This is a genomic window from Leptospira bourretii, from assembly GCF_004770145.1.
Lineage (GTDB): Bacteria > Spirochaetota > Leptospiria > Leptospirales > Leptospiraceae > Leptospira_A > Leptospira_A bourretii.
Window position 1 is genome coordinate 231,755 of sequence record NZ_RQFW01000019.1, and the last position, 20,200, is coordinate 251,954.

The following is a 20,200-nucleotide window of genomic DNA, read 5'->3' on the forward strand; positions in this document are numbered from 1 at the left end:
CTTCATTTACAGAAAACCGGCAAATTTCCAAGCTGGAACCAGTATGAAAGAATATGACATCATTGTCATTGGGGCGGGGGCAGGAACCAAACTTGTGACCCCACCTTCCAAGATCGGAAAAAAAGTCGCTGTTTTTGAAAAGGAAACTCCGGGAGGGACTTGTCTCAATCGGGGTTGTATCCCTTCCAAAATGGTGATTTATCCTTCTGAACTCATACGTATGGCAGAGGATACGGAAAAATTCCCTGTATTTTTTAAAGAGAAACCTGTAGCTGATGTCACAAAAATTTTCAAACGAGTGAATGAGGCGGTAAAATCAGATTCCGATTCCATTCCCATCGCTTACGAAAAAAATCCAAATATAGACTATTACCCAAAACAAGTTCGATTCATAGCTAATCGTATCCTTTCCGATGGAGAAGAAACCTATACCGCCAAACATATATTTATTGTTACGGGGACAAGACCCAATATCCCAGATATCCCTGGACTAAAAACAACTCCCTTTTGGACTTCGAGAGAGGCACTGTCCCCGGACAAGTTTCCAAAATCACTCATCATCATTGGTGCCGGATTTATTTCTTTGGAACTGGGTGCCGCTTATAAAGCCTATGGTTCTGAGGTAATCGGACTTACACGAACAGATATTTTGCGAACAGCAGATGGTGAGATCAAAAAAGAATTAAACAAACATTTACCCTTCCCCATCGAATCTCATTATCAAATCGAAACAGTAGAATTCAAAGATGATCTTTTTTTTGTTACAGGAGTTACCAAGGAAGGAAAAAAGACCATTCATTCTGCTGAACGACTCCTAGTGGCCACGGGTATTCGACCAAATACAGATGACCTTGGACTCGAACATACTAAAATCAAAACAAACGTTAGTGGATACATCCAAGTGAATGATCACTTAGAAACCACAGAACCTGGAATTTATGCTTTCGGGGATGTGATCGGTAGGTATTTTTTTCGCCATAGCGCCAATTTTGAAGGGGAATATCTTTTTGACCTTTTGTATGGAAAAAAAGAAAACCAACCCATCCAATACCCTCCCATGCCGGAGGCTGTTTTCACACACCCTCAAATTGCAAGTGTTGGATTCACAGAAGAGGAACTCCTCCAAAAACAAATTCCCTATTACAAAGGTGTAAACCCCTATTCTTCCAGTGCCACTGGGATGGCAAGAATGTCAGATTCCGGATTTGTGAAAGTGCTAGTTTCCAAAGAAACCGAACAGGTGCTTGGTGCTCATATCATAGGTGAGGAAGCAGCAAACCTCCTCCACCAAATCCTACTCGGAATGTATTTAAAAGCCAAACTAGATGATTTTTTGGGAATGATCTATATCCATCCCGCCATTTCGGAGATCACAAGAAATGCTTTTCGAAAAGTAAAAGAAGAAAAACTGAAAGGTGAGAAATGAAAAAGTTTTTATTCAACCGTTATGACAAAGAAACCTTAAAAAAACGTGTGGAAATGGACACAAGGGAACGCCGTGTCATTTCCTTTTACCGTTATGTGAAACTGGAAGACCCAATTCAATTTCGGGACAAACTATATGATGCCTTTGAAGATTTAGGTATCCTCGGTAGAATTTATTTAGCAAAAGAAGGGATCAATGCCCAATTTTCAATCCCGATTGAAAACTATGAAGCCCTACGTTCGGCAGTAGATTCCATTCCCGAACTAAACAAAATCTATTTTAATGATGCTGTCGAAGATAAAAAAGAAAGTTTTATCAAACTCGCCATTAAGGTTCGCAAAAAAATTGTAGCTGATGGACTTGATGATTCAAAATTTGATCCTTCGGATGTTGGAACTCATCTAACACCTCTCGAGTTTCATGAAGCCCTTTCCGAACCTGGTGTGGTTGTGGTGGATTTACGAAATAATTATGAATCCGAAGTCGGACATTTTGAGAATGCCATTCTACCTGATGTGGGAACGTTTAGAGAAGAACTACCTCTTGTGGAAGATCTCTTAAAAGAAAACAAAGATAAAAAAATTCTACTCTACTGCACCGGTGGGATTCGTTGTGAAAAAGCCAGTGCGTATCTGAAATACAAAGGTTTTTCCAAAGTCCACCAATTGCGTGGAGGGATCATCAATTATGCAAAAGCTGTGCAAGATGCCGGAATCCCTTCTAAGTTTAAAGGGAAGAACTTTGTTTTTGATGATCGTTTAGGAGAACGAGTGACAGATGATGTTCTAACCGTTTGTTATACTTGTGGAAAACCAAGTGATCGGCATACCAACTGCGCCAATCTCGGTTGCCATGTTCTTCTTGTTCAATGTGAAGATTGTTCTAAAGAACTTCTTGGTTGTTGTTCCGAGGAATGTAAAAATATCATCTTACTCCCAGAAGATGTACAAAAAAACTTACGAAAAGAAAATATCAAAAACAAAAAGTATCCGACACACCATCTAACAAGGAAACTAGTAGGAAGATAAATGCAAAAATACGCAATCGAACTCGAAGGTCTAGAAAAAACATATGCCAATGGAGTGAAAGCCCTTCGTTCCATAAATCTGAAAGTAGAATCAGGAGATTTTTTTGCCTTACTTGGACCCAATGGTGCAGGGAAATCAACAACCATTGGAATTTTAAGTTCTCTGATTAATAAAACAGGAGGGAAAGTCAAAATCTTTGGAACAGACATTGATTTGCAACCTGACCTTGCCAAAACCTTTCTTGGGATTGTTCCCCAAGAATTTAATTTTGGAATTTTTGAAGCTGTGGAACAAATCCTAATCAACCAAGCAGGTTTTTACGGAATCCCATACAAAGAAGCCAAGGAAAAAGTTGAATATTACTTAGAAAAACTATCACTGATCGACAAACGGAAGTCAGCTGCAGGCCAACTCAGCGGAGGGATGAAACGAAGACTGATGATTGCAAGGGCCCTCGTCCACGATCCCCAACTTCTGATTTTAGATGAACCCACAGCAGGTGTGGACATCGAAATCCGTAGGTCGATGTGGGAATTTTTAAAAGAACTAAACCAAGCCGGAAAAACCATCATCCTCACTACCCATTACCTGGAAGAAGCAGAATCTCTATGTAAGAACATAGCCATCATCGATAAAGGAGAGATTGTGGAAAACACTTCAATGAAAAAACTCCTCCATCGTTTGGACAAAGAAACTTTTATTATCGATTTAAAAAAATCGATCAAATCGAAACCAATCTCAAAAAAGTTCACCTGGGACTGGTTAGATGACCATAGTTTAGAAGTTCAGTTGGATAAAAAAGAATCGGTGAACCAATTGTTTACCGAACTTACAAAACTGAACTTAGAAGTTCTGAGCCTTAGAAATAAATCCAATCGATTGGAAGAACTCTTTTTATCATTAACAGGAAAAAACTAATTATGTGGAAACAAAACTTCACAGCCTTACAGACCATTGTGCGAAGAGAATGGATTCGCATCATTCGGATCTGGGTGCAAACTCTTATCCCACCAGTCATCACGATGGCCTTATATTTTTTAATTTTTGGAGAACTAGTTGGTCGTCAAATTGGGAAAATAGGAGAATTTACTTATATTGAGTTCATTGTTCCGGGCCTAATTATGATGAGTGTCATTACCAATTCATACAACAATGTCGTATCTTCCTTTTTCTCCAGTAAGTTCCAGAAAAACATCGAAGAGTTACTCGTGTCACCAACCTCACCTTATACCATTGTCATCGGTTATACCTTTGGTGGTGTTGTTCGAGGAATCTTTGTGGGAATACTTGTCACACTTACCTCTCTATTTTTTACAAACCTCAGGTTCCATAATCCGTTTGTGATTCTTTTCACTGTCCTTATGACGTCCATTTTGTTTTCTTTAGGTGGGTTCTTTAATGCACTGTTTGCAAAAAAATTTGATGATGTGACTATCATTCCCACCTTCATTTTAACTCCCCTTACGTATCTTGGTGGAGTTTTTTATTCGGTAAAAAACCTACCCGGATTTTGGCAAATGGTTTCTTACTTCAATCCCATCCTTTATATGGTGAACTTGTTTCGTTATGGATTTATTGGTGTGACCGATGTAAATTTATACTTTTCTTTTGGGTTCATCATTCTACTTTCAGGAATTCTTTTTATCATCAATGTGAGGTTAATGAAAATTGGTTATGGAATCAGAAACTAAAAACTCAAGACTGAATCGAATGGAAACCATCCTTCAAGAAAAATTTCAACCTGTGTCAATCCTCCTTCGAGACGTATCTCTTGAACATGCAGGCCACCCAGGAATGACCAAGGATTCCAAAGAAACCCATTTCCGTTTGCAAATGGTTTCCTCCAAATTTTCCGGAAGATCCACGGTAGAAAACCACCGATTGGTCTACGCTGAACTCGGAGAAGAATTTAAGAAAGGCCTCCATGCTCTGGAAATGGATCTTTCTGCTCCTTAGGTGAGTCTAATCAGTATGACAAAACCCGTTCTCATCAGCTTTAAACTTTGTCCCTATGTCCAAAGATCTGTGATCAACCTTCTTGAAAAAAAAGTGGATTATGATATCAAATACATCGACCTCGCAAACAAACCTGATTGGTTTTTAAAGATCTCTCCGTTTGGGAAAGTACCCGTCTTACAAGTGGGAGACGATGTCATTTTTGAATCTGCGGTCATCAATGAATACCTAGACGAAACAAGCGCACCGGCTCTTCATCCGAAAGATCCTATCCAAAAGGCCAAACATCGCTCCTGGACAGAATTTGCCAGTGCCCTCCTTGTGGACCAATACGGATGGACGATGGCAAAGGAAAAAACAGATTCCGATAAAAAAAGAGAAGAACTCCTTTCCAAATTCAAAATCTTAGAAGCAGGCCTTCCTTCTCCCACTGGCAATTCTCTTTTCTTTGCTGGATCCAAAATGCATTTGGTGGATACTGCCTTTGCTCCATTTTTTATGCGCCTGCAATTTTTGGCCGATCACAACCCAGAACTTTATTTGCTGAATGATTTTCCAAAAATCCAAAAGTGGAGCGAAACTTTACTTTCATTGCCTTCTGTAAAGAATTCTGTTTTACCAGAAGTGCCTAAAGAATATCTTGAATTTATCAAAGCCCACCATTCCTGGATGGGAGGAATACTATAGGATGACAATCCCAGAAATCCAAAAAAAAATTGAAGATGGCCTACCCGGCTCTCGAGTGGAAATTCTTGATCCCTATCGGGACGGAGTCCATATCAAAGCAGTGGTTACCTTTTCTGGCTTTGCTGGCAAGGGCCTCATTGAACAACACCGGATGGTGTATGCCACTTTGAAAGATGAATTAAAAGAAGAAATCCATGCTTTGGCATTGGAAACTAGGAGCGAATAACCATGGAACAAGAGTTAAAGGACAAAATTGAATCCTTAATCAATTCAGAAAAAGTTTTTCTTTTTATGAAAGGAACACCGGAAATGCCACAATGCGGATTTTCAGCAGGAGTAGTTTCAACTCTCAAACAACTTGGAATTCCGTTTGGATCGTTTAATGTTCTTTCTGATATGAAAATCAGAGAAGGAATCAAAGAATTTACCAACTGGCCGACCATCCCTCAACTTTACATCAAAGGTGAATTTGTAGGTGGTCACGACATCACAGTGCAAATGGCTCAGTCTGGCGAGCTTACCAAAAAAGCAGGATAATTTTTATGATCCGCCTCTTCCAATATGATACTTGCCCTTATTGCAGACGAGTGATCCATACAACGGAAGCACTTGGTCTTGTACCTGGCAAAGACATTGAATTTGTGGAGGCATCGTACGGAACTCCTGGCCGAGCAGAAGTGGTTCGGCTTGGAGGAATTTCTCAAGTTCCTTTTCTCGTCGATGGCGATGTGCAAATGTATGAATCTGCAGACATCATCACTTACTTAAGATCAAAATACTCTTAATCGAAAGAATGTTTTTCCTTCAAAGTCGGATTACATAGAAGCAAATTTTATAGAGATTGGTTTGGAACCAAGTTCCTTCCTTCTAAAAATTCTAGTATTTTAGAATCCAAACATAAACAAATCAATCATTGAAAACCAAGTAAATCCAATATTTTATCACCAACAAACCTTGGTTTGCCGCTGTAGGGGAACTCATGGATATAAAGAACAGGATTGAAGTTGATTTCTAAGATTGCATAAGTCTTTGGATCTGGTTTTGATTCAATACTTGAGGAAATGATATCGATCCCACATATCACAGCCCCTGCGGCCTTGGCACAAGATACAGCAATGGATTTGAATTCTGGATGTACATTGTCTGTCACATCGAGGGAATCCCCACCGGTAGAGATATTTGAATTTTTTCGGAGAAAAATTTGTTCCCCTAAACTGGGAACCGAATCAAAACCTAGGCCTTGGTCTTTTAGGATTAGTGATTCCACTTCCGACATCTGGATTTTTTCCAGTGCGGTTTTATGGCCTTCTCCCCGCCTAGGATCTTCATTCTTTTTTTGGATCAGTTCCCGAATCGAACTTTTTCCATCTCCCATGACATTGGCAGGAACTCGGTTACAAACAGCCATCACCTCATCACCTAACACCAAAAATCGATATTCGGGACCTTCCATAAATTCTTCTATGATGATAGAATTGGAAAGTCCAAGAGCAATTTTCACAAAGGAAGTAAATTTTTCTAAACTATCTCCTGGCTCCGAAATTCCAATTCCCAATCCAAAGTTGGTTGTGACAGGTTTAATGACTTTCTTTTTATCTAAAAAGAAAGAATAGTCTTCCAAAGCAGATTCTAAATTTGAATAATTTCGACCCACAGGAACACGGATTCCACTCTCCTCTAACACAAGTTTGGAGGCAATTTTATTCTCCATGACAAGGTATGTCATCAAACTATCGAGTCTCGTTTTACTCGCTTCTTTGACGAACTCCGTGTGATTTCCTTGGACGAGACGTAGGAAATTTTCTTTGCGATCAACCATCTCAATTTTAATCCCTCGTGTAAGGGCATCCCGAATGATGATCTGAGTGGAAATTTCTAAATCTTCAAAGCCTGCTGGTAATGGTTTTCCCTCCGCCACTTCAAACCCCACTACAAAGTTTCAGAGGTTTAATTTGAATCGGTTTTTGATTTTTCTTTAAATGACTGCCCTCTAGGTTTTCAATCTTTTGTTGTTCGTAAATGGATTGTACACTCAAATCTTCATAATACTTGATTACGTTTGGTGGTAGTGAGTATTGTAAAAGTTCTTCTTTATGTAATTTTGCAAGTGTCAGGCCAAATTCACGAAAACTGGATTTATGAATTTTTAAATCAAGTTCTGACATTGTGGAACCTAATTGGCTTGGATCGTTCCATTTCTCCCAAAAATTTTCCCAAGCTTTACTGTAAGGGCCACTCCCATCATTTTCATCCAATAAGTCAGCGATGGGTTGAATTTCGACAAAGAGTTGGTAGGTTAAATCTCGGAGATTCATCTCCTCTCCCATAAACTTAACTTTTGTTTCTTCCTTTCTACCAAACCATGTGGTTACTTCTTGGTTTTTTCTCCAGTCTGCCATTTCCACCAAATCTGCTTTAGGTGATTCATTTAACATACAATAGAGCAGCACCATATGTAAGAAATAGAGTCTATTTTCTTCCACACCGATGGCAGAAAAGGGATCCAAATCCAAAAGCCTAATTTCTAAGTATTCCACTCCCCGTTCAACAAGGGCATCCACCACTCGTTCGTCACCTTTTGGCACTTGTTTCGGACGGACAAGAGAGTAGTATTCATTTTCCAATTGAAGGATATGGTCATTCAACTGATTGGTTGGTTTTCCATTGAACGTTTTGTATGGTGTGTATGATTTGGAAACAACCTGACACATATCAGACGCATACTCTTCCAGAGAATTTACCGAAATAGGATATTTCCCTTGCACTTTACTTGTATAACCAATACTAGAAAGTCGAAGAGTAGTTGCAAAATCCGATTTTAAAGTTTTAGAATCTAGTTTTTTAATTTGTTTTGACTCTTCTGTAAAAGTAATATCCGTTAAACTAGAAGACCCAAATAAATACAATAAAGCAGGTGAAATTCTATAAAAATTTCGAATGGTATCAAAGTATATTTGTGACTTCGTATTTGGCGTTAATGGTTTTTTAAAACGTTTTTCAGAAACTACCGACAACATACAAGTGTCGAAGGAAATATTGTAATGCACACCTGAGATCGTTTGCATCTTCTTGCCATACCGATACCCTAATCCATTTCGATAGATGGTTTTTTTTCGACCTTCTACAGAGGTTCCATAATTTCCCACTTCGATTTTATTTTCAGAAGGTAAAACTGGGGGCATACTAAAAGGCCATAAATATTCTGCATCCAATCGACTGGCAGTAAAAGCGTGTAATTCTGTCAGTTCTCGTATTGCATCCGGAATAGACTTATGTACATTTGTTGCATATTCGATTTGAGCTTCGGCAAAATCGGTTTTAATGAGTGGGTGGGTTAAACTGGAGCCCAAAGATTTCGGATGTGGGTTTGCGGAAATTTGAGATTTTCCGTCCACACGAACACTTTCTCTCTCTAATCCATGTTTGGCGCTTAGTAAACAGGCTCTGTATTCTTCTGATAATAAATTACGGGTTGAATTTTTTTTGTTCGATGTTAATAACTTTGATTTCATGGTTTAAAAACCTAAAGGGACTCCTTCCCCTTTGGGATCTGACACGCCAATCAGACGGTCTCCCTCTCTCACAACGGCAAATACTTTCGCACGATGCCTAATATATTGGACTTGGTAAAATGGTAATTCCGTTTGCGGAAAGGAGTCTTTTATTTCTGGATCTAAAAAAATACGATCTGGTTGGAATTGGTGGTGGATTCTCGGATACGAAACACTTTCATAAAGGCCCTCTTTTTGGACCAAATACCGGTATAAGGTATTGAAGATGGAAGTGGGAATTTGTGAACCACCGGGAGCTCCAATCACCATCTTGGTTTTCCCAACCTCATCCAGAAGGATGGTTGGGCTCATACTGGAAAGTGGAGTTTTCCCAGGTTCAATCGCATTTGCCTTGGAACCAATAAGTCCGTAGAGATTCGGAACACCCGGTGCGACAGCAAAATCATCCATTGTATTGTTCAGAACAAGACCAGTGCCCGGGACCATCTGCACTGCCCCAAAAATTCCATTGATGGACTGCGTGGAAGAAACAGCATTTCCATCCTTATCCATAATCGAGATATGAGTGGTATTATAAGATTCAGATTTTTTACTTTCTTCTTTTGGCCCGGGCCAACTCCCCGAAACTACTTTTTTTTCAATTTCGTTTACTTCCTCTTTGGCATAACCTAAAGACAAAAGTTTGGGAACGGGCACTGTTGTGTAGAATGGATCTCCTCCTAGTTCGGCTCGGTCCCGATAAGCCACCCGCATCGATTCGATGATGCGAATCATTTCCCCCACATCCCCCGAAGGAAATGACTTTCGTTTTTGCATTTCCGAATATAAATTCATCATCGTCACGAGATGAACACCAGAACTAGGTGGTGGCATGGTGAGGACAGTATGTCCCCAAGTTGAACTTACCAAAGGATCCGTCACCCGAACTTGATAGGTTTTGAAATCATCACTTGTGATGAAGTTTTCATATTCCGAATAATAGTTGGTCACCAGTTGGATGGTTTCCCCTTCGATAAACTCTTTCTCTGCATTTTCAACAATACGTTCCAAAGTTTTTGCCAGATCTTCTTGGATGAGAAGTTCACCTTCCCGAATGGCACGGTTATCAATCCCAAAAACTTTTTTCATGGCTGGATTCATTTCTGGCCAAGTTTTCGAGACCACATTTGCTAAATCAGCATACACAGAAAAACCATTCTTCGCATAACGAATCGAAGGTGCTAAAATCGCACTTAATGGTAATTTCCCATGTTGTTTTTGGATTTGTAAAATTCCCTGTACGTTTCCCGGAACCCCTGCACTGTAGGCACCTTTTAAAGTTTTACCAGAAACCACTGAGCCATCTGGATTTAGGTAAAAAGAAGAAGTCCCTTTCTTCGGAGAACGTTCTCTGAAATCGTAAGCCCATTTTCCTTTTTGGGGCAAAACAATAACTGCAAATCCTCCCCCGAATAAACCTGTGGAATGAGGACGAAGGACGGAGATCGCAAAACTAGAAGCGGCAAAAACATCCACCACATTCCCCCCTTGTTTCCAAACCTCCATCCCTGCTTGAGAGGCCAGAGGGTGGTCGGAAGAAATGATGATCTCTTTTCCTGAAAATTCATAACGATCCCGTTTTGTATCGGCTCCCTCAATCTGTGGGAGATGAAGTTTGGTTTCTTCCTTTCCCGAAAAAGATCCTTGTAAAAAAGGAATCGTCTCACAACTGTTAAAGACAAATAAAAAAAGGAAAAGGAGACGGATTTTAAAAGGAAAATTCAATCGAAGATCCCCATTTGCATTTTGGCTTCTTCGCTTGCCATAGAACGAGGTTCCCACTTCGGATTCCAAACGACATGGACCACCGCTTCGTTAATCCCATCTACCCGAAGGGCATGGTTTTCAATGTCTTGTTTCATCTGGGGGCCGGCGGGACAAGCAAGCGAAGTATAGGTCATAGTGATGTCCGCTTTTTCACCTTCTACCTTGATATCATAAATCAAACCTAGTTCAATGAGTGAGATGCCGATTTCCGGGTCTTCCACCATACGAACACTATGGAATACTTCCCATTCCTTTTCTGTTTCTGGATCACGAATCATAAATTACCCTCTCTGAATTTTACTAAGGTCTGCCAAGGAAGGAGACCGCAACGATAACGGCCGGGATGGTTACGAAGGACCTTCCAAAAGGATATCTCTTCTTCGTCTCCAATCAAACAAGAATCCTCACCATCCAAAAAATTTTTCCGATCTAGTAGATAAGACTGGAATTGGTCTGGGGTAAGTCCTTCTTTCTTTCGAAAAAGAAGACCTGCCGCAGCCGAGCAGATCGAACAAGACTCACCACCAAGTCCCAAAATCTGGAAGTTATGGTCTTCTTTCTCTTGGTAATAAATATAAATTTCATCGCCGCAAAGAGGATTGAGACCTTTTAGTGTTTGGTAAGGAACCGAAGGTTTCTCCCATAACCCGAAGGATTTCCATCGTAGGAAATCTTCAAATTTACTTTCTTGCGACACGACCAAAGATTGATTTTACTTTTTCAATCGAATGTACGAGGGCATCGATGTCTTCTTTTGTATTGTATAAATAAAAAGAAGCACGACAAGTCCCAGGAATGGATAATTGTTTCATCAGAGGTTGGCAACAGTGGTGGCCCACACGAATCGCAACCCCTTCTTCATCCAGAATGGATCCTACATCATGGGGATGGATTCCGTCCATCGTAAAGGATACAACTCCTCCTCTTTTGTCTAAATCTTCTGTTCCATAAATATGAAGGCCACCAATTCGATTGAGTTTTTCTAATGCATACTCGGTTAACATCCGTTCGTGTTCTTTGATGTTTTTCATCCCTACTTTTTGTAAGTAATCAAGTGCATGACTAAATCCAATCACACCAGCGATGTTGGGAGTCCCTGCTTCTAGTTTTGCCGGAAGGGCCGCATATGTAGATGTTTCCAGTTCCACAGATTCGATCATGTCCCCACCACCAAGCCAAGGTGGCATAGCTTCCAGAATTTCTTCTTTTCCGAAAAGAACTCCCACCCCTGTTGGCCCAAGCATCTTATGGGCGGAAAATGCATAAAAGTCCACGTCCATATCCACCAAATGGATGGGCATATGGCAGGCTGCCTGCGCCCCATCAACCAAAACTTTTGCGCCCACTTGGCGGACACGATTGATAATCCTTGTTAGGTCATGAACCGTTCCGGTCACATTGGACATCTGACTGATAGCGACAAGTTTTGTCCGTTTGGTGATGATTTCATTCAAGTTAGATAAATCGTAAGTGGTATCTTCCTGGATAGGAATGAATTTTAAAAATGCCTTTTTCTCTAAAGCCAACATTTGCCAAGGCACTAGATTGGAATGGTGTTCCTGGACGGATAATACAATCTCATCCCCCTCACTTATATTGGTTCGACCCCAGGTCTGCGCCACTAAATTGATGGCATCGGTTGTTCCACGAGTGAAGATGATTGCTTTTGCACACTGTGCTTGAAAAAAATGAGAAGTTTTAATCCTTGTGCGTTCAAAAAGTTCGGTTGCATGTTGGGATAAATAATATACTCCCCTATGGATATTGGCATTATCGTTCGTATAATATTGGTTCGTTGCATCAATCACCGACTGGGGTTTTTGGGAAGAAGCACCATTGTCTAAATATACAAGCGGTTTGCCATTTGGCAAAATGCGAGATAAAATAGGAAAGTCCTTTCTGATTTGGTAAGGATCTAAACTCATACCGCCTCCAAGTCTACTTCCAAATCATCTCCGTTCACTCGTACCGGAAAAATCACAAGGGGTTCTGTTGCCGGAAGAGCCAATACCTTTCCCGTGCGGACATCAAACTTTGCAAAATGCCTTGGACAAGTGATGACGCATCCTTCTAATTTTCCGCAAGAGATTTCTTCTCCATCATGCGTACAAGAATCTTCAAACGCAAAGAATTCCCCTTCGACTTTTGTCACAACAACATTAAAATGACGGGTTTTGACTACCACCAAACTGCCTTCACCAACTTCGGAAACAGAGATTAATTTTTTAAAGGCCATCATTTGCCTCCTACAAGAATCTCTTTGATTTCAGATTCTAATGATAACTTTATATCTTCTGAAAATCCAATCGAATGAATGGTTTCACCATAAAAGGCAGTGACAAGTAAAGACTTTGATTCTTCTGGAGTGAGTCCGCGTGACAAAAGATAAAAATACTGTTCCTCATCGATGTCTCCGACCGTTGCCCCATGTGTACAAGATACATCTTCTGCAAGAACTTCCAATTTAGGATTGGCCTCTGCTCTTGCCTTTTTATTCAACGATAGGTTAAACGATTCTTGGTGAGCAGTCACCTTTTTTAAGTTTGGTGGAATGATCAAATTTCCCGTAAAAATATGGTGGGATTTATCAGTCACAATGGCTTTGTAACTAATTTTACTAGTGGTAAAATCCGCATGATGGAACATTTCCATATCTAAATCCTTAAGGTTTCGACCGCCAAGAGCAGACACCCCATCTACAGTCACTTCCGCACCTTTCCCAAGTAAATGAGCATGCAAAAACAATTTAGAACGAAATCCGCCCATAGGATAATAGTGATATTTTACATGGGAATCATTTCGGCCAAGAATACAAACATTACGGAAACGGTATAAATCCGGATCACTCAATTCACGATCCAAAATCTCTAAATAAGAAGAATCATCTGCAATATAAAAATCCAAAGCCGAAGTCAGATGTAGGTTATCCGAATCATGTTGGTTTTTGAATTGGATTTGTGTTTTGGTTGTTTTTCCCTTTGTGAGATAAAAAATCCGTACGGAATGTTTTGGTTTATCCCCTTCTTCTTCAAATTCAAAATCCGACTCTCCCTCTTCCAGAAGAAAAACTTCGTATTTAGATGCAGCAACCAAACTAAGAAAAGCAAAATAATCCTTTGGTGTGTATTTTAAAATATCTGTAAAAATGGAATCAATGACTTCCTCAGATAATGCCTGTTCTGCTGAATTTTCTTCAGACGAAACACTGATGATTTCCTTTGGATCAAATTGTAATTCGTTCCAATCTACAGAACCAATTGGGAATTTTCTCCATGCTTCTTCTGAATCTTTTGGAATTTCTAACTGATTCCAAATTTCGAATAAGGCGGAATGAAATTTTGGATTTTGTTCTTTTGTGAGAACCAATCGATTTTTGATGAGTGAGGAATTCATTTGACCCCTTCTCTCTCCAAAATCCAATCATAGCCAACTTCCTCTAGTTTTAAGGAAAGGTCCTTGCCACCAGTTTCTAAAATTCGTCCATCAGCAAACACGTGTACAAAATCAGGAACAATATAATTAAGCATCCTTTGGTAATGGGTGATGAGTAGAATAGAACGTTCTGGATTTCGATTCGAATTGATTCCTTCCGAAACAATGCGAAGTGCATCAATATCCAAACCAGAATCGGTTTCATCCAAAATGGATAAAACTGGTTTTAACAAACTCATCTGTAAAATTTCAGCTCGTTTTTTTTCCCCACCGGAAAAACCATCGTTCACATAACGACCGATAAATGACTGAGGCACTTCCAAAAGATCCATGGATTGTTTTAATTCTTGTTTGAATTCTTTGACGGGAACTTCCTTTCCCCTATGTGCTTTGAGAATTGATTTTAGAAAATTTCCAATGGTAACACCGGGAAGGGAAGTTGGGTATTGGAAGGACAAAAAGAGCCCAAGCCTTGCCCTTTCATCGGTTGTTTTGTTTAAAATGGACTCTCCCTTAAAGAGAATGTCCCCCGATGTGATCGTATATTTTGGGTGGCCAAGGATGACATTGGAAAGTGTACTCTTTCCTGACCCATTGGGTCCCATAATGGCATGAACCTCTCCGGGCCCGATGGTGAGATTGACTCCCCGGAGGATCGTTTTGTCCCCTACACTAGCGTGCAGAGATTTAATTTCGAGAATAGCGGACAAGGTGGTATCCTGTATTGTATGTATTTAGAATGATTCTATAATTTAGACGAATCCCTTCTACCAGGAAAAAGCACCACTCAAAAAAAACAAGATTCTATTCCGACCAACCCACCTGTGCAATCAGGATCTTTCCATCCATTAGAGAGAAGGTAAAAATCACATATTGGTTTTGGTTCGAAATATCATACAAAGGGTAAGTGACCCCCCATTTTTTGCGAAACCGCTCCGACTCTTCTTTGTGTTTTAAAAAGTAGGGTTTCCAAGCGTAATTGTTTCCAATTTGTCTGGATCTTTCCAAATACCCACCATTCAAACGATCCAAATCGTAAGTAGGAGTGATTTGGTAACCTTCCCCATCACAAACAAAAACCTTTAAGATTTCTCTTGGCAAAGAACTTAGGATTTGGCCAAACCGATAGGAGAATTCATCCTCTTTGACATCAGAAAGTTCATAAAACAAATCTTGGAGTTGGTCGATGATCCTTTGTTCCCGGACTCCTTTTTCCCGAAGTTCCTTAGAGCGAACACTAGAAAAGTTTTCGAGTACTGTTTTCATTTTATCAGAGAAAGTATTGCGGTTGAGAAAATGTGGATTGGGGGTAGAAAAGTAAAAACCTTGTAATAGATTGGCACCCATGGAAAGGGCCAGATTCACCTCTTCCTCGGTTTCAATCCCTTCAAAAAGAAGTTGGCTTCCGAGTTTTTGAGACATTTCCGAAATGGCACCCAGGACTTGTTTGAAGGAATTTTTGTTCAGACTCTCTCGCATGATGCGAATGTCGACTTTCATAATGTCTGGGTGTAAATACCCAATTCGTTCCAAATTGGAAAATCCAGTTCCCAAATCATCGATCGCAATTTTTAAACCATAATCTCGGAAAATTTGAACAATTTGGATCAGACGATCAATCGATCCATCAAATTCATCCTCTGTGATTTCGATCACCACTTGGTTGCGATCAATTCCATATTTTTCAATGAGTTGGATGATGTGAAAGTTTTCAGCAAAAAGATCGGTATGATGAACCCTTGAAAGAAAGTTCGGCATCATATTGAAAAAGAGTTTGGTCCGCAGATTACTCTCTTTCAAAGTCTGGACTGCCTTTTCCCTAAGGATGCGGTCAATATTGTACACCGGAACTGGATCCTGGTCCCGATTGTGGAAAAGCCCACCTAAAGAATGGTAGGTGTTTTCCTCTGGATTGAACTGTCGCCCAAGCACTTCATAAGCTGAAATAGAGCGATTGATTGCATTGACGATGGGTTGGAAATGAGGGACAAAGTATGTCTCGTTCCAAAACTGGTTTCCTTCCGTTGATTCCGTTGTGAACATGGTTCCCTTTCGTCCAGGCTAGAACTAAGTTCAAAACTGACAAGTCAAAATCCCTAAATTTGAGACAACTTCAAGGAAAAATGACGCAAATTTGACCCAAATATGTCAAATTGCCTTAGATTGAATACCCATCTGGGACAGCTGTATGCCGGGGAACCACGATGATTCCTTCTCGAATTCGAATGTATTCGTCTTCATATTCCTGGAGATTTTGTTCGTTTAACAGACGCACGTTGGCTCCTATGGCACAGTCTTTGTCGACAATTGTCCGTCGTATTTCGCAGTTAGGCCCAATCCCAATGGGGATCTTCCCTGACTTCCGATCAAAATATCCATAATGGTCAAGACCCATAATGATGGAGTCATAGATCTTGGTTCCTGAGGCAATGAGTTGGCGCACCCCGATGATGGAACGATGCACCTCACATTGGTTCAAAATGGTTCCTTCTGAAATGAGAGCTTGGTTCACGACAGCCTGGATGATTTTGGAAGGAGGGAGAGCCCTCGCCCTCGTATAAATCGGTGTTTTTTCAAGGTATAAATTGAACTTAGGGATATGATCGGTTAACATCAAATTGGCTTCGTAAAAAGCTTTGATGGTCCCTATGTCTTCCCAATAACCGTCGTAAGTATAAGCTTTTACTTTTCTTTCTCGGATGGCCTTTGGTAAAATTTCTTTTCCGAAGTCTGCCATATTGCGGTCTTCTAAAACATCAATGAGAGTGGATGTGTTAAAAATATAAATTCCCATATTCGCAAGGAAGTTACCTTGTTTTGTGCGACAGGATTCCACTTGGGATATTTCTTGTGGTTTTTCTATGAATTCTTGGATGAACCCTCCTACTCCCGATTTGACAATCCCAAGTCCATAAATTTGGTCTTCGGGGATTGCATTGGTGGCCACCGAAATTTCGGTTTCAGGATCCATCAAATGGCTCTGCATAAAATCAGAGAGGTCCATATTATAAAGTTGGTCACCAGAAAGAATGAGGACGTATTTCGGTTTTTGTTCTCTAATATAAGGAAGGACTTTTCTTACGGCATCAGCTGTCCCTTCAAACCAATTGGCGCTGGATACAGTTTGTTCTGCGGCAATGATTTCGACAAAACTCTTTTGATGGATATTGTTTGTCGCATAGGTTCGGTTGATATGGCGATTGAGAGAATAAGAATTAAATTGGGTAAGGATAAAGATCTTTTCAAAACCACTGTTAAGTGAATTGGAAATAGGAATGTCAATGAGTCTGTATTTTCCACCAAAACTGACCGCAGGTTTGGATCTTTTTTCTGTCAGAGGTAATAAACGAGTTCCTTTTCCCCCACCTAAGATGATGGTCAATACTTCATCTTTTTTGAGAATGAAGTCCACACAATCAATAGAGTCTTCTTGAAATCGCATACCTTCCCTTGTAATTCCATTGGACGAAAAAGCAAGAAAAGGTTAAAAAGATTTCTATTTTTTTAAGAGAGCCTCTAAGATTTGTTTTCCATCCATCTTTCCCGTATAAGGATTTACGGCTCTTTCTGGATGGGGCATCATTCCTAGAACGTTTCCAGCTTCATTACAAATCCCAGCAATATCATGTAAGGAACCGTTAGGATTTTCTTTATAACGAAAAACCACCTGTCCATTTTTTTCTAATCGTTCTAAAGTATCTGCATCAGCAAAATAAGCACCTTCGCCGTGAGCAATCGGAATGGATAGTGTTCCTTTGATTTCTTTTGCGATCCTATTTTCCGAAACGGGAACGAGGTCCACATCTTTACAAATGTATTTTAAAGTTCGATTATGAAGTAAGGCACCAGGAAGGAGTCCCGCTTCGGTGAGGATTTGGAATCCATTACAAACTCCTAATACCTTTCCGCCTTGGTTTGCGTATTTGACTACGGATTCCATTGCGTTCGAAAACTTAGCCATTGCCCCGCATCGTAAATAATCTCCAAAAGAGAACCCACCAGGGAGCACAACTAAGTCCGGTTGATCAGAAAAAGATTCTTTGTACCAAGTATAGTCTACGCGAGCACCAAATTCCGATTCAAGAACCGACCCTACATCTTTATCACAATTGGAACCAGGAAAGGTAACCACCCGAACCTTCATACTTTCTCCACAACCAACCGGTATGTTTCAATGACTTGGTTCACTAAGACCGATTCACAAATTTCTTTGGCAAGTGTCTCTGCCTCAGCCAAAGATTTGGCATCGATTTTCATTTCGATGTATTTCCCAACCCTTAAGTCAGAGATAGAACTTTTCCCTTGGTCGTGAAGGGTGCGGAGAACGGTTTGGCCTTGTGGGTCAAGGACCGATTCTTTGAGAGTGACGTTTATTTTTGCGACAAACATAGCGTGATTTTATCTTCCAATTCCAAGTATTTTTTACGTAGTTCTAGGATCAAGGATTCGGGCAAAGCAGGTGCGGGAGGATTTTTGTCCCAATCGGTGGATTCGAGCCAATTCCGTAAAATTTGTTTATCAAAACTGGCTGGGGTTTTGCCAAGAGCATAGGTGGAAGCATCCCAATACCGCGAAGAATCTGGAGTGAGGATTTCATCAATTAAGATGGGATCTCCATCCACCAGGCCAAATTCAAATTTTGTATCACAAAGAAGGATCCCTTGGTTTGCCATTTGTTTATGGGCTGCATTGTAAAGATGGAGAGATAGGTTTTTCAGTTTGGAAAATAGTTCCTGACCCACTTCCTCTTCCATTGTTGATTCACTTACATTTTCGTCATGACCAGAATCATTTTTCCGAGCCGGAGTAAAGATTGGTGTTTCAAATTGGTGTGATTCCAAAAGACCTTGGGGATAATGAACATGGGCAATGGTCCCATTTGTTTTGTATTCCTTCCAAGCAGAACCTGTCAAATACCCACGAACCACACATTCAAAATCAATTCGTTTTGCTTTTTTAACAAGGACCGAACGATCCCTTAGAGATTCCTCATTTTGAAAGGGAGGGGGAAATTTTGATACATCATCGGTAATCAAATGATTGGGAATTTCAGGGAAATTTCGAAACCAAGTGGTGGAAATTCTTGTGAGAATCTTTCCTTTGTCCGGAACAGGTTCTTCAAAAACAACATCAAATGCTGAAATTCGGTCTGTAGCGACGAGAAGAAGAGAATCTCCCAAATCATACACATCCCTTACTTTTCCTTTATAACTAGGGGTTGGAATCATAACTGTATACACACCATTGCCATATCATCACTCGGAGTGGACGCACCACAAAATTCTAATATTTTCGTTTGCACTGACTGTAGAATATCTTTTCCAGACTTTACGGATTCATGAAAAATATCCTTCATTCCTTCTTCTGTAATGTATTCCGACTTTGGGTTCATTGCTTCACTGGCCCCATCGGTATACATAAAAAACATAGATCCTGTTTTTAATTGTACAGTTTGAACTTCATCATTTGCCGCAAAATTAATTCCCATAATCATGGGACTCATCCCTTTTAAAAACCTGGTTTCCCCATCCATATAAACAATTGGAGCCGGATGGCCTCCGTTGATATAAGAAAGTTTTAAGTCTTGATCTAGAATCGCATAACAAAAAGTAATCGCATAATCTTCAGGTAACACTAATTCCATGTTTTTTCTTAAATGTGCCACACGTTCTCTAAGATCCATAGTAGACACTAAGTTAAATAATTGCATTTTGAACATGGCACCAATGAGGGCCGCACTCGGTCCATGCCCAGAACAATCAGCAATGACAATATGGAGTTTTTTTTCTTCGATCCAAGAATCAACAAAGTCCCCACCAATTTGTAAGTAAGGATGGAACAAAGTCTGTGCTTTGATCCCGTTCCAAATAAAACTTTTTTCAGGAATGAGTTGGTCTTGGACACGCCTTGCTGTCTGTAATTCTTTTTCGTATTTACTTTTTTGTCTGTACAACTCGTCCTGTAAGTCCTTCAAACGAATGACAGAATGAATTTTTGCAACTAGTTCCCTTTTGTTGAAAGGTTTGTTAATAAAATCATCTCCACCATTTTTCATGGCTTCTTGAAACCCTACTTCTCTTTCGATTGAAGTGATAAAGAGGATCGGAAGGAGTTTGAACTGATCCATCGTCCGTAGTTCCCTACAAAAAGAAAACCCATCTTGGACCGGCATATTTACATCTAACAAAAGTGTATCGATTGCCGTGTTTAACAATACCAAACGTGCTTCTTCTGCAGAAAAGGCCGTATATGTTTTAAAACCTTCTTGTTGCAAAAGGTATTTCAAAAGTTCCACGTTTTCTGGAACGTCATCTACGATGAGAATGGTATGAGTAGATTCTTCTTTTGGCATA

At 40.1% G+C, this 20,200-nt stretch carries 24 protein-coding genes; 9 read left to right on the forward strand and 15 right to left on the reverse strand.

Annotated elements, in window-relative coordinates:
- The first annotated feature begins 43 nt into the window (after positions 1 to 43).
- From EHQ47_RS15370 to EHQ47_RS15410, 9 genes are read left to right on the forward strand one after another with little or no spacing between them, the layout of a single operon-like run.
- On the forward strand, positions 44 to 1,426 hold the full coding sequence (locus EHQ47_RS15370) for a dihydrolipoyl dehydrogenase (RefSeq protein ID WP_135777529.1): 1,383 nt from the start codon (positions 44 to 46) through the stop codon (positions 1,424 to 1,426).
- The gene (gene trhO / locus EHQ47_RS15375; RefSeq protein WP_135747908.1) at positions 1,423 to 2,454 is read left to right on the forward strand and encodes an oxygen-dependent tRNA uridine(34) hydroxylase TrhO; all 1,032 of its coding nucleotides are present in this window, start codon (positions 1,423 to 1,425) and stop codon (positions 2,452 to 2,454) included. Before EHQ47_RS15370 ends, trhO begins: the two co-directional genes overlap by 4 nt.
- A complete protein-coding gene (locus tag EHQ47_RS15380; protein WP_135777530.1) occupies positions 2,455 to 3,372 on the forward strand; it encodes an ABC transporter ATP-binding protein in 918 nt (305 codons plus the stop codon). It begins immediately after the preceding gene.
- 2 nt (positions 3,373 to 3,374) lie between these two features.
- The gene (locus EHQ47_RS15385; protein WP_135693614.1) at positions 3,375 to 4,145 is read left to right on the forward strand and encodes an ABC transporter permease; all 771 of its coding nucleotides are present in this window, start codon (positions 3,375 to 3,377) and stop codon (positions 4,143 to 4,145) included.
- A complete protein-coding gene (locus EHQ47_RS15390) occupies positions 4,129 to 4,410 on the forward strand; it encodes a BolA family protein (RefSeq protein WP_135777531.1) in 282 nt (93 codons plus the stop codon). Before EHQ47_RS15385 ends, EHQ47_RS15390 begins: the two co-directional genes overlap by 17 nt.
- Before the next feature lie 15 nt (positions 4,411 to 4,425).
- Positions 4,426 to 5,097: a glutathione S-transferase family protein gene (locus tag EHQ47_RS15395; protein WP_135777532.1), complete on the forward strand. Its 672-nt coding sequence runs from the start codon at positions 4,426 to 4,428 to the stop codon at positions 5,095 to 5,097.
- A 1-nt stretch (position 5,098) separates the two neighbouring features.
- On the forward strand, positions 5,099 to 5,323 hold the full coding sequence (locus EHQ47_RS15400; RefSeq protein WP_135693617.1) for a BolA/IbaG family iron-sulfur metabolism protein: 225 nt from the start codon (positions 5,099 to 5,101) through the stop codon (positions 5,321 to 5,323).
- 2 nt (positions 5,324 to 5,325) lie between these two features.
- Positions 5,326 to 5,634, forward strand: coding sequence for a Grx4 family monothiol glutaredoxin (gene grxD / locus EHQ47_RS15405; protein ID WP_135747910.1), 309 nt, complete (start codon positions 5,326 to 5,328; stop codon positions 5,632 to 5,634).
- A gap of 5 nt (positions 5,635 to 5,639) precedes the next feature.
- On the forward strand, positions 5,640 to 5,882 hold the full coding sequence (locus tag EHQ47_RS15410) for a glutathione S-transferase N-terminal domain-containing protein (protein ID WP_135747911.1): 243 nt from the start codon (positions 5,640 to 5,642) through the stop codon (positions 5,880 to 5,882).
- A gap of 125 nt (positions 5,883 to 6,007) precedes the next feature.
- Here EHQ47_RS15410 and gshAB read toward each other — a convergent pair whose 3' ends face one another.
- The 15 genes from gshAB to EHQ47_RS15485 all read right to left on the reverse strand — a co-directional run bounded on the left by gshAB (position 6,008) and on the right by EHQ47_RS15485 (position 20,199).
- Complete coding sequence (gene gshAB / locus EHQ47_RS15415) at positions 6,008 to 7,015, reverse strand: bifunctional glutamate--cysteine ligase GshA/glutathione synthetase GshB (protein WP_135747912.1); 1,008 nt, start codon at positions 7,013 to 7,015, stop codon at positions 6,008 to 6,010.
- 1 nt (position 7,016) lies between these two features.
- Positions 7,017 to 8,609, reverse strand: coding sequence for a glutamate--cysteine ligase (gshA, locus tag EHQ47_RS15420; protein WP_135747913.1), 1,593 nt, complete (start codon positions 8,607 to 8,609; stop codon positions 7,017 to 7,019).
- A 3-nt stretch (positions 8,610 to 8,612) separates the two neighbouring features.
- Entirely contained in the window at positions 8,613 to 10,373 is a 1,761-nt protein-coding gene (gene ggt / locus EHQ47_RS15425; RefSeq protein WP_135747914.1) for a gamma-glutamyltransferase, read from the reverse strand.
- Entirely contained in the window at positions 10,370 to 10,693 is a 324-nt protein-coding gene (locus EHQ47_RS15430; protein WP_135693623.1) for a metal-sulfur cluster assembly factor, read from the reverse strand. Before EHQ47_RS15430 ends, ggt begins: the two co-directional genes overlap by 4 nt.
- Entirely contained in the window at positions 10,690 to 11,112 is a 423-nt protein-coding gene (locus EHQ47_RS15435) for an iron-sulfur cluster assembly scaffold protein (RefSeq protein ID WP_135747950.1), read from the reverse strand. The genes EHQ47_RS15430 and EHQ47_RS15435 overlap by 4 nt, the downstream gene beginning before the upstream one ends.
- A complete protein-coding gene (locus tag EHQ47_RS15440; protein ID WP_135747915.1) occupies positions 11,096 to 12,340 on the reverse strand; it encodes a cysteine desulfurase in 1,245 nt (414 codons plus the stop codon). The genes EHQ47_RS15435 and EHQ47_RS15440 overlap by 17 nt, the downstream gene beginning before the upstream one ends.
- Positions 12,337 to 12,651: a Rieske (2Fe-2S) protein gene (locus tag EHQ47_RS15445; RefSeq protein WP_135747951.1), complete on the reverse strand. Its 315-nt coding sequence runs from the start codon at positions 12,649 to 12,651 to the stop codon at positions 12,337 to 12,339. Before EHQ47_RS15445 ends, EHQ47_RS15440 begins: the two co-directional genes overlap by 4 nt.
- The gene (locus tag EHQ47_RS15450) at positions 12,651 to 13,808 is read right to left on the reverse strand and encodes a SufB/SufD family protein (RefSeq protein ID WP_135777533.1); all 1,158 of its coding nucleotides are present in this window, start codon (positions 13,806 to 13,808) and stop codon (positions 12,651 to 12,653) included. The genes EHQ47_RS15445 and EHQ47_RS15450 overlap by 1 nt, the downstream gene beginning before the upstream one ends.
- Positions 13,805 to 14,557 carry a Fe-S cluster assembly ATPase SufC gene (sufC, locus tag EHQ47_RS15455; protein ID WP_135747917.1) on the reverse strand — a complete coding sequence of 251 codons (753 nt, stop codon included), beginning with the start codon at positions 14,555 to 14,557 and terminating at the stop codon, positions 13,805 to 13,807. Before sufC ends, EHQ47_RS15450 begins: the two co-directional genes overlap by 4 nt.
- Positions 14,558 to 14,651: 94 nt before the next feature.
- Entirely contained in the window at positions 14,652 to 15,890 is a 1,239-nt protein-coding gene (locus EHQ47_RS15460; RefSeq protein ID WP_135747918.1) for an EAL domain-containing protein, read from the reverse strand.
- A 115-nt stretch (positions 15,891 to 16,005) separates the two neighbouring features.
- Positions 16,006 to 17,289, reverse strand: a complete 1,284-nt coding sequence (locus tag EHQ47_RS15465) for a sugar phosphate nucleotidyltransferase (protein ID WP_135777534.1) — start codon at positions 17,287 to 17,289, stop codon at positions 16,006 to 16,008.
- A 54-nt stretch (positions 17,290 to 17,343) separates the two neighbouring features.
- Positions 17,344 to 17,991 (reverse strand): phosphoribosylformylglycinamidine synthase subunit PurQ, encoded by a 648-nt coding sequence (gene purQ / locus EHQ47_RS15470; protein WP_135747919.1) that lies wholly within the window; start codon positions 17,989 to 17,991, stop codon positions 17,344 to 17,346.
- The gene (purS, locus tag EHQ47_RS15475) at positions 17,988 to 18,236 is read right to left on the reverse strand and encodes a phosphoribosylformylglycinamidine synthase subunit PurS (protein ID WP_135747920.1); all 249 of its coding nucleotides are present in this window, start codon (positions 18,234 to 18,236) and stop codon (positions 17,988 to 17,990) included. Before purS ends, purQ begins: the two co-directional genes overlap by 4 nt.
- Positions 18,218 to 19,075, reverse strand: coding sequence for a phosphoribosylaminoimidazolesuccinocarboxamide synthase (locus tag EHQ47_RS15480; RefSeq protein ID WP_135777535.1), 858 nt, complete (start codon positions 19,073 to 19,075; stop codon positions 18,218 to 18,220). The genes purS and EHQ47_RS15480 overlap by 19 nt, the downstream gene beginning before the upstream one ends.
- A complete protein-coding gene (locus tag EHQ47_RS15485) occupies positions 19,072 to 20,199 on the reverse strand; it encodes a PP2C family protein-serine/threonine phosphatase (protein ID WP_135747922.1) in 1,128 nt (375 codons plus the stop codon). The genes EHQ47_RS15480 and EHQ47_RS15485 overlap by 4 nt, the downstream gene beginning before the upstream one ends.
- Between the last annotated feature and the right edge of the window lies 1 nt (position 20,200).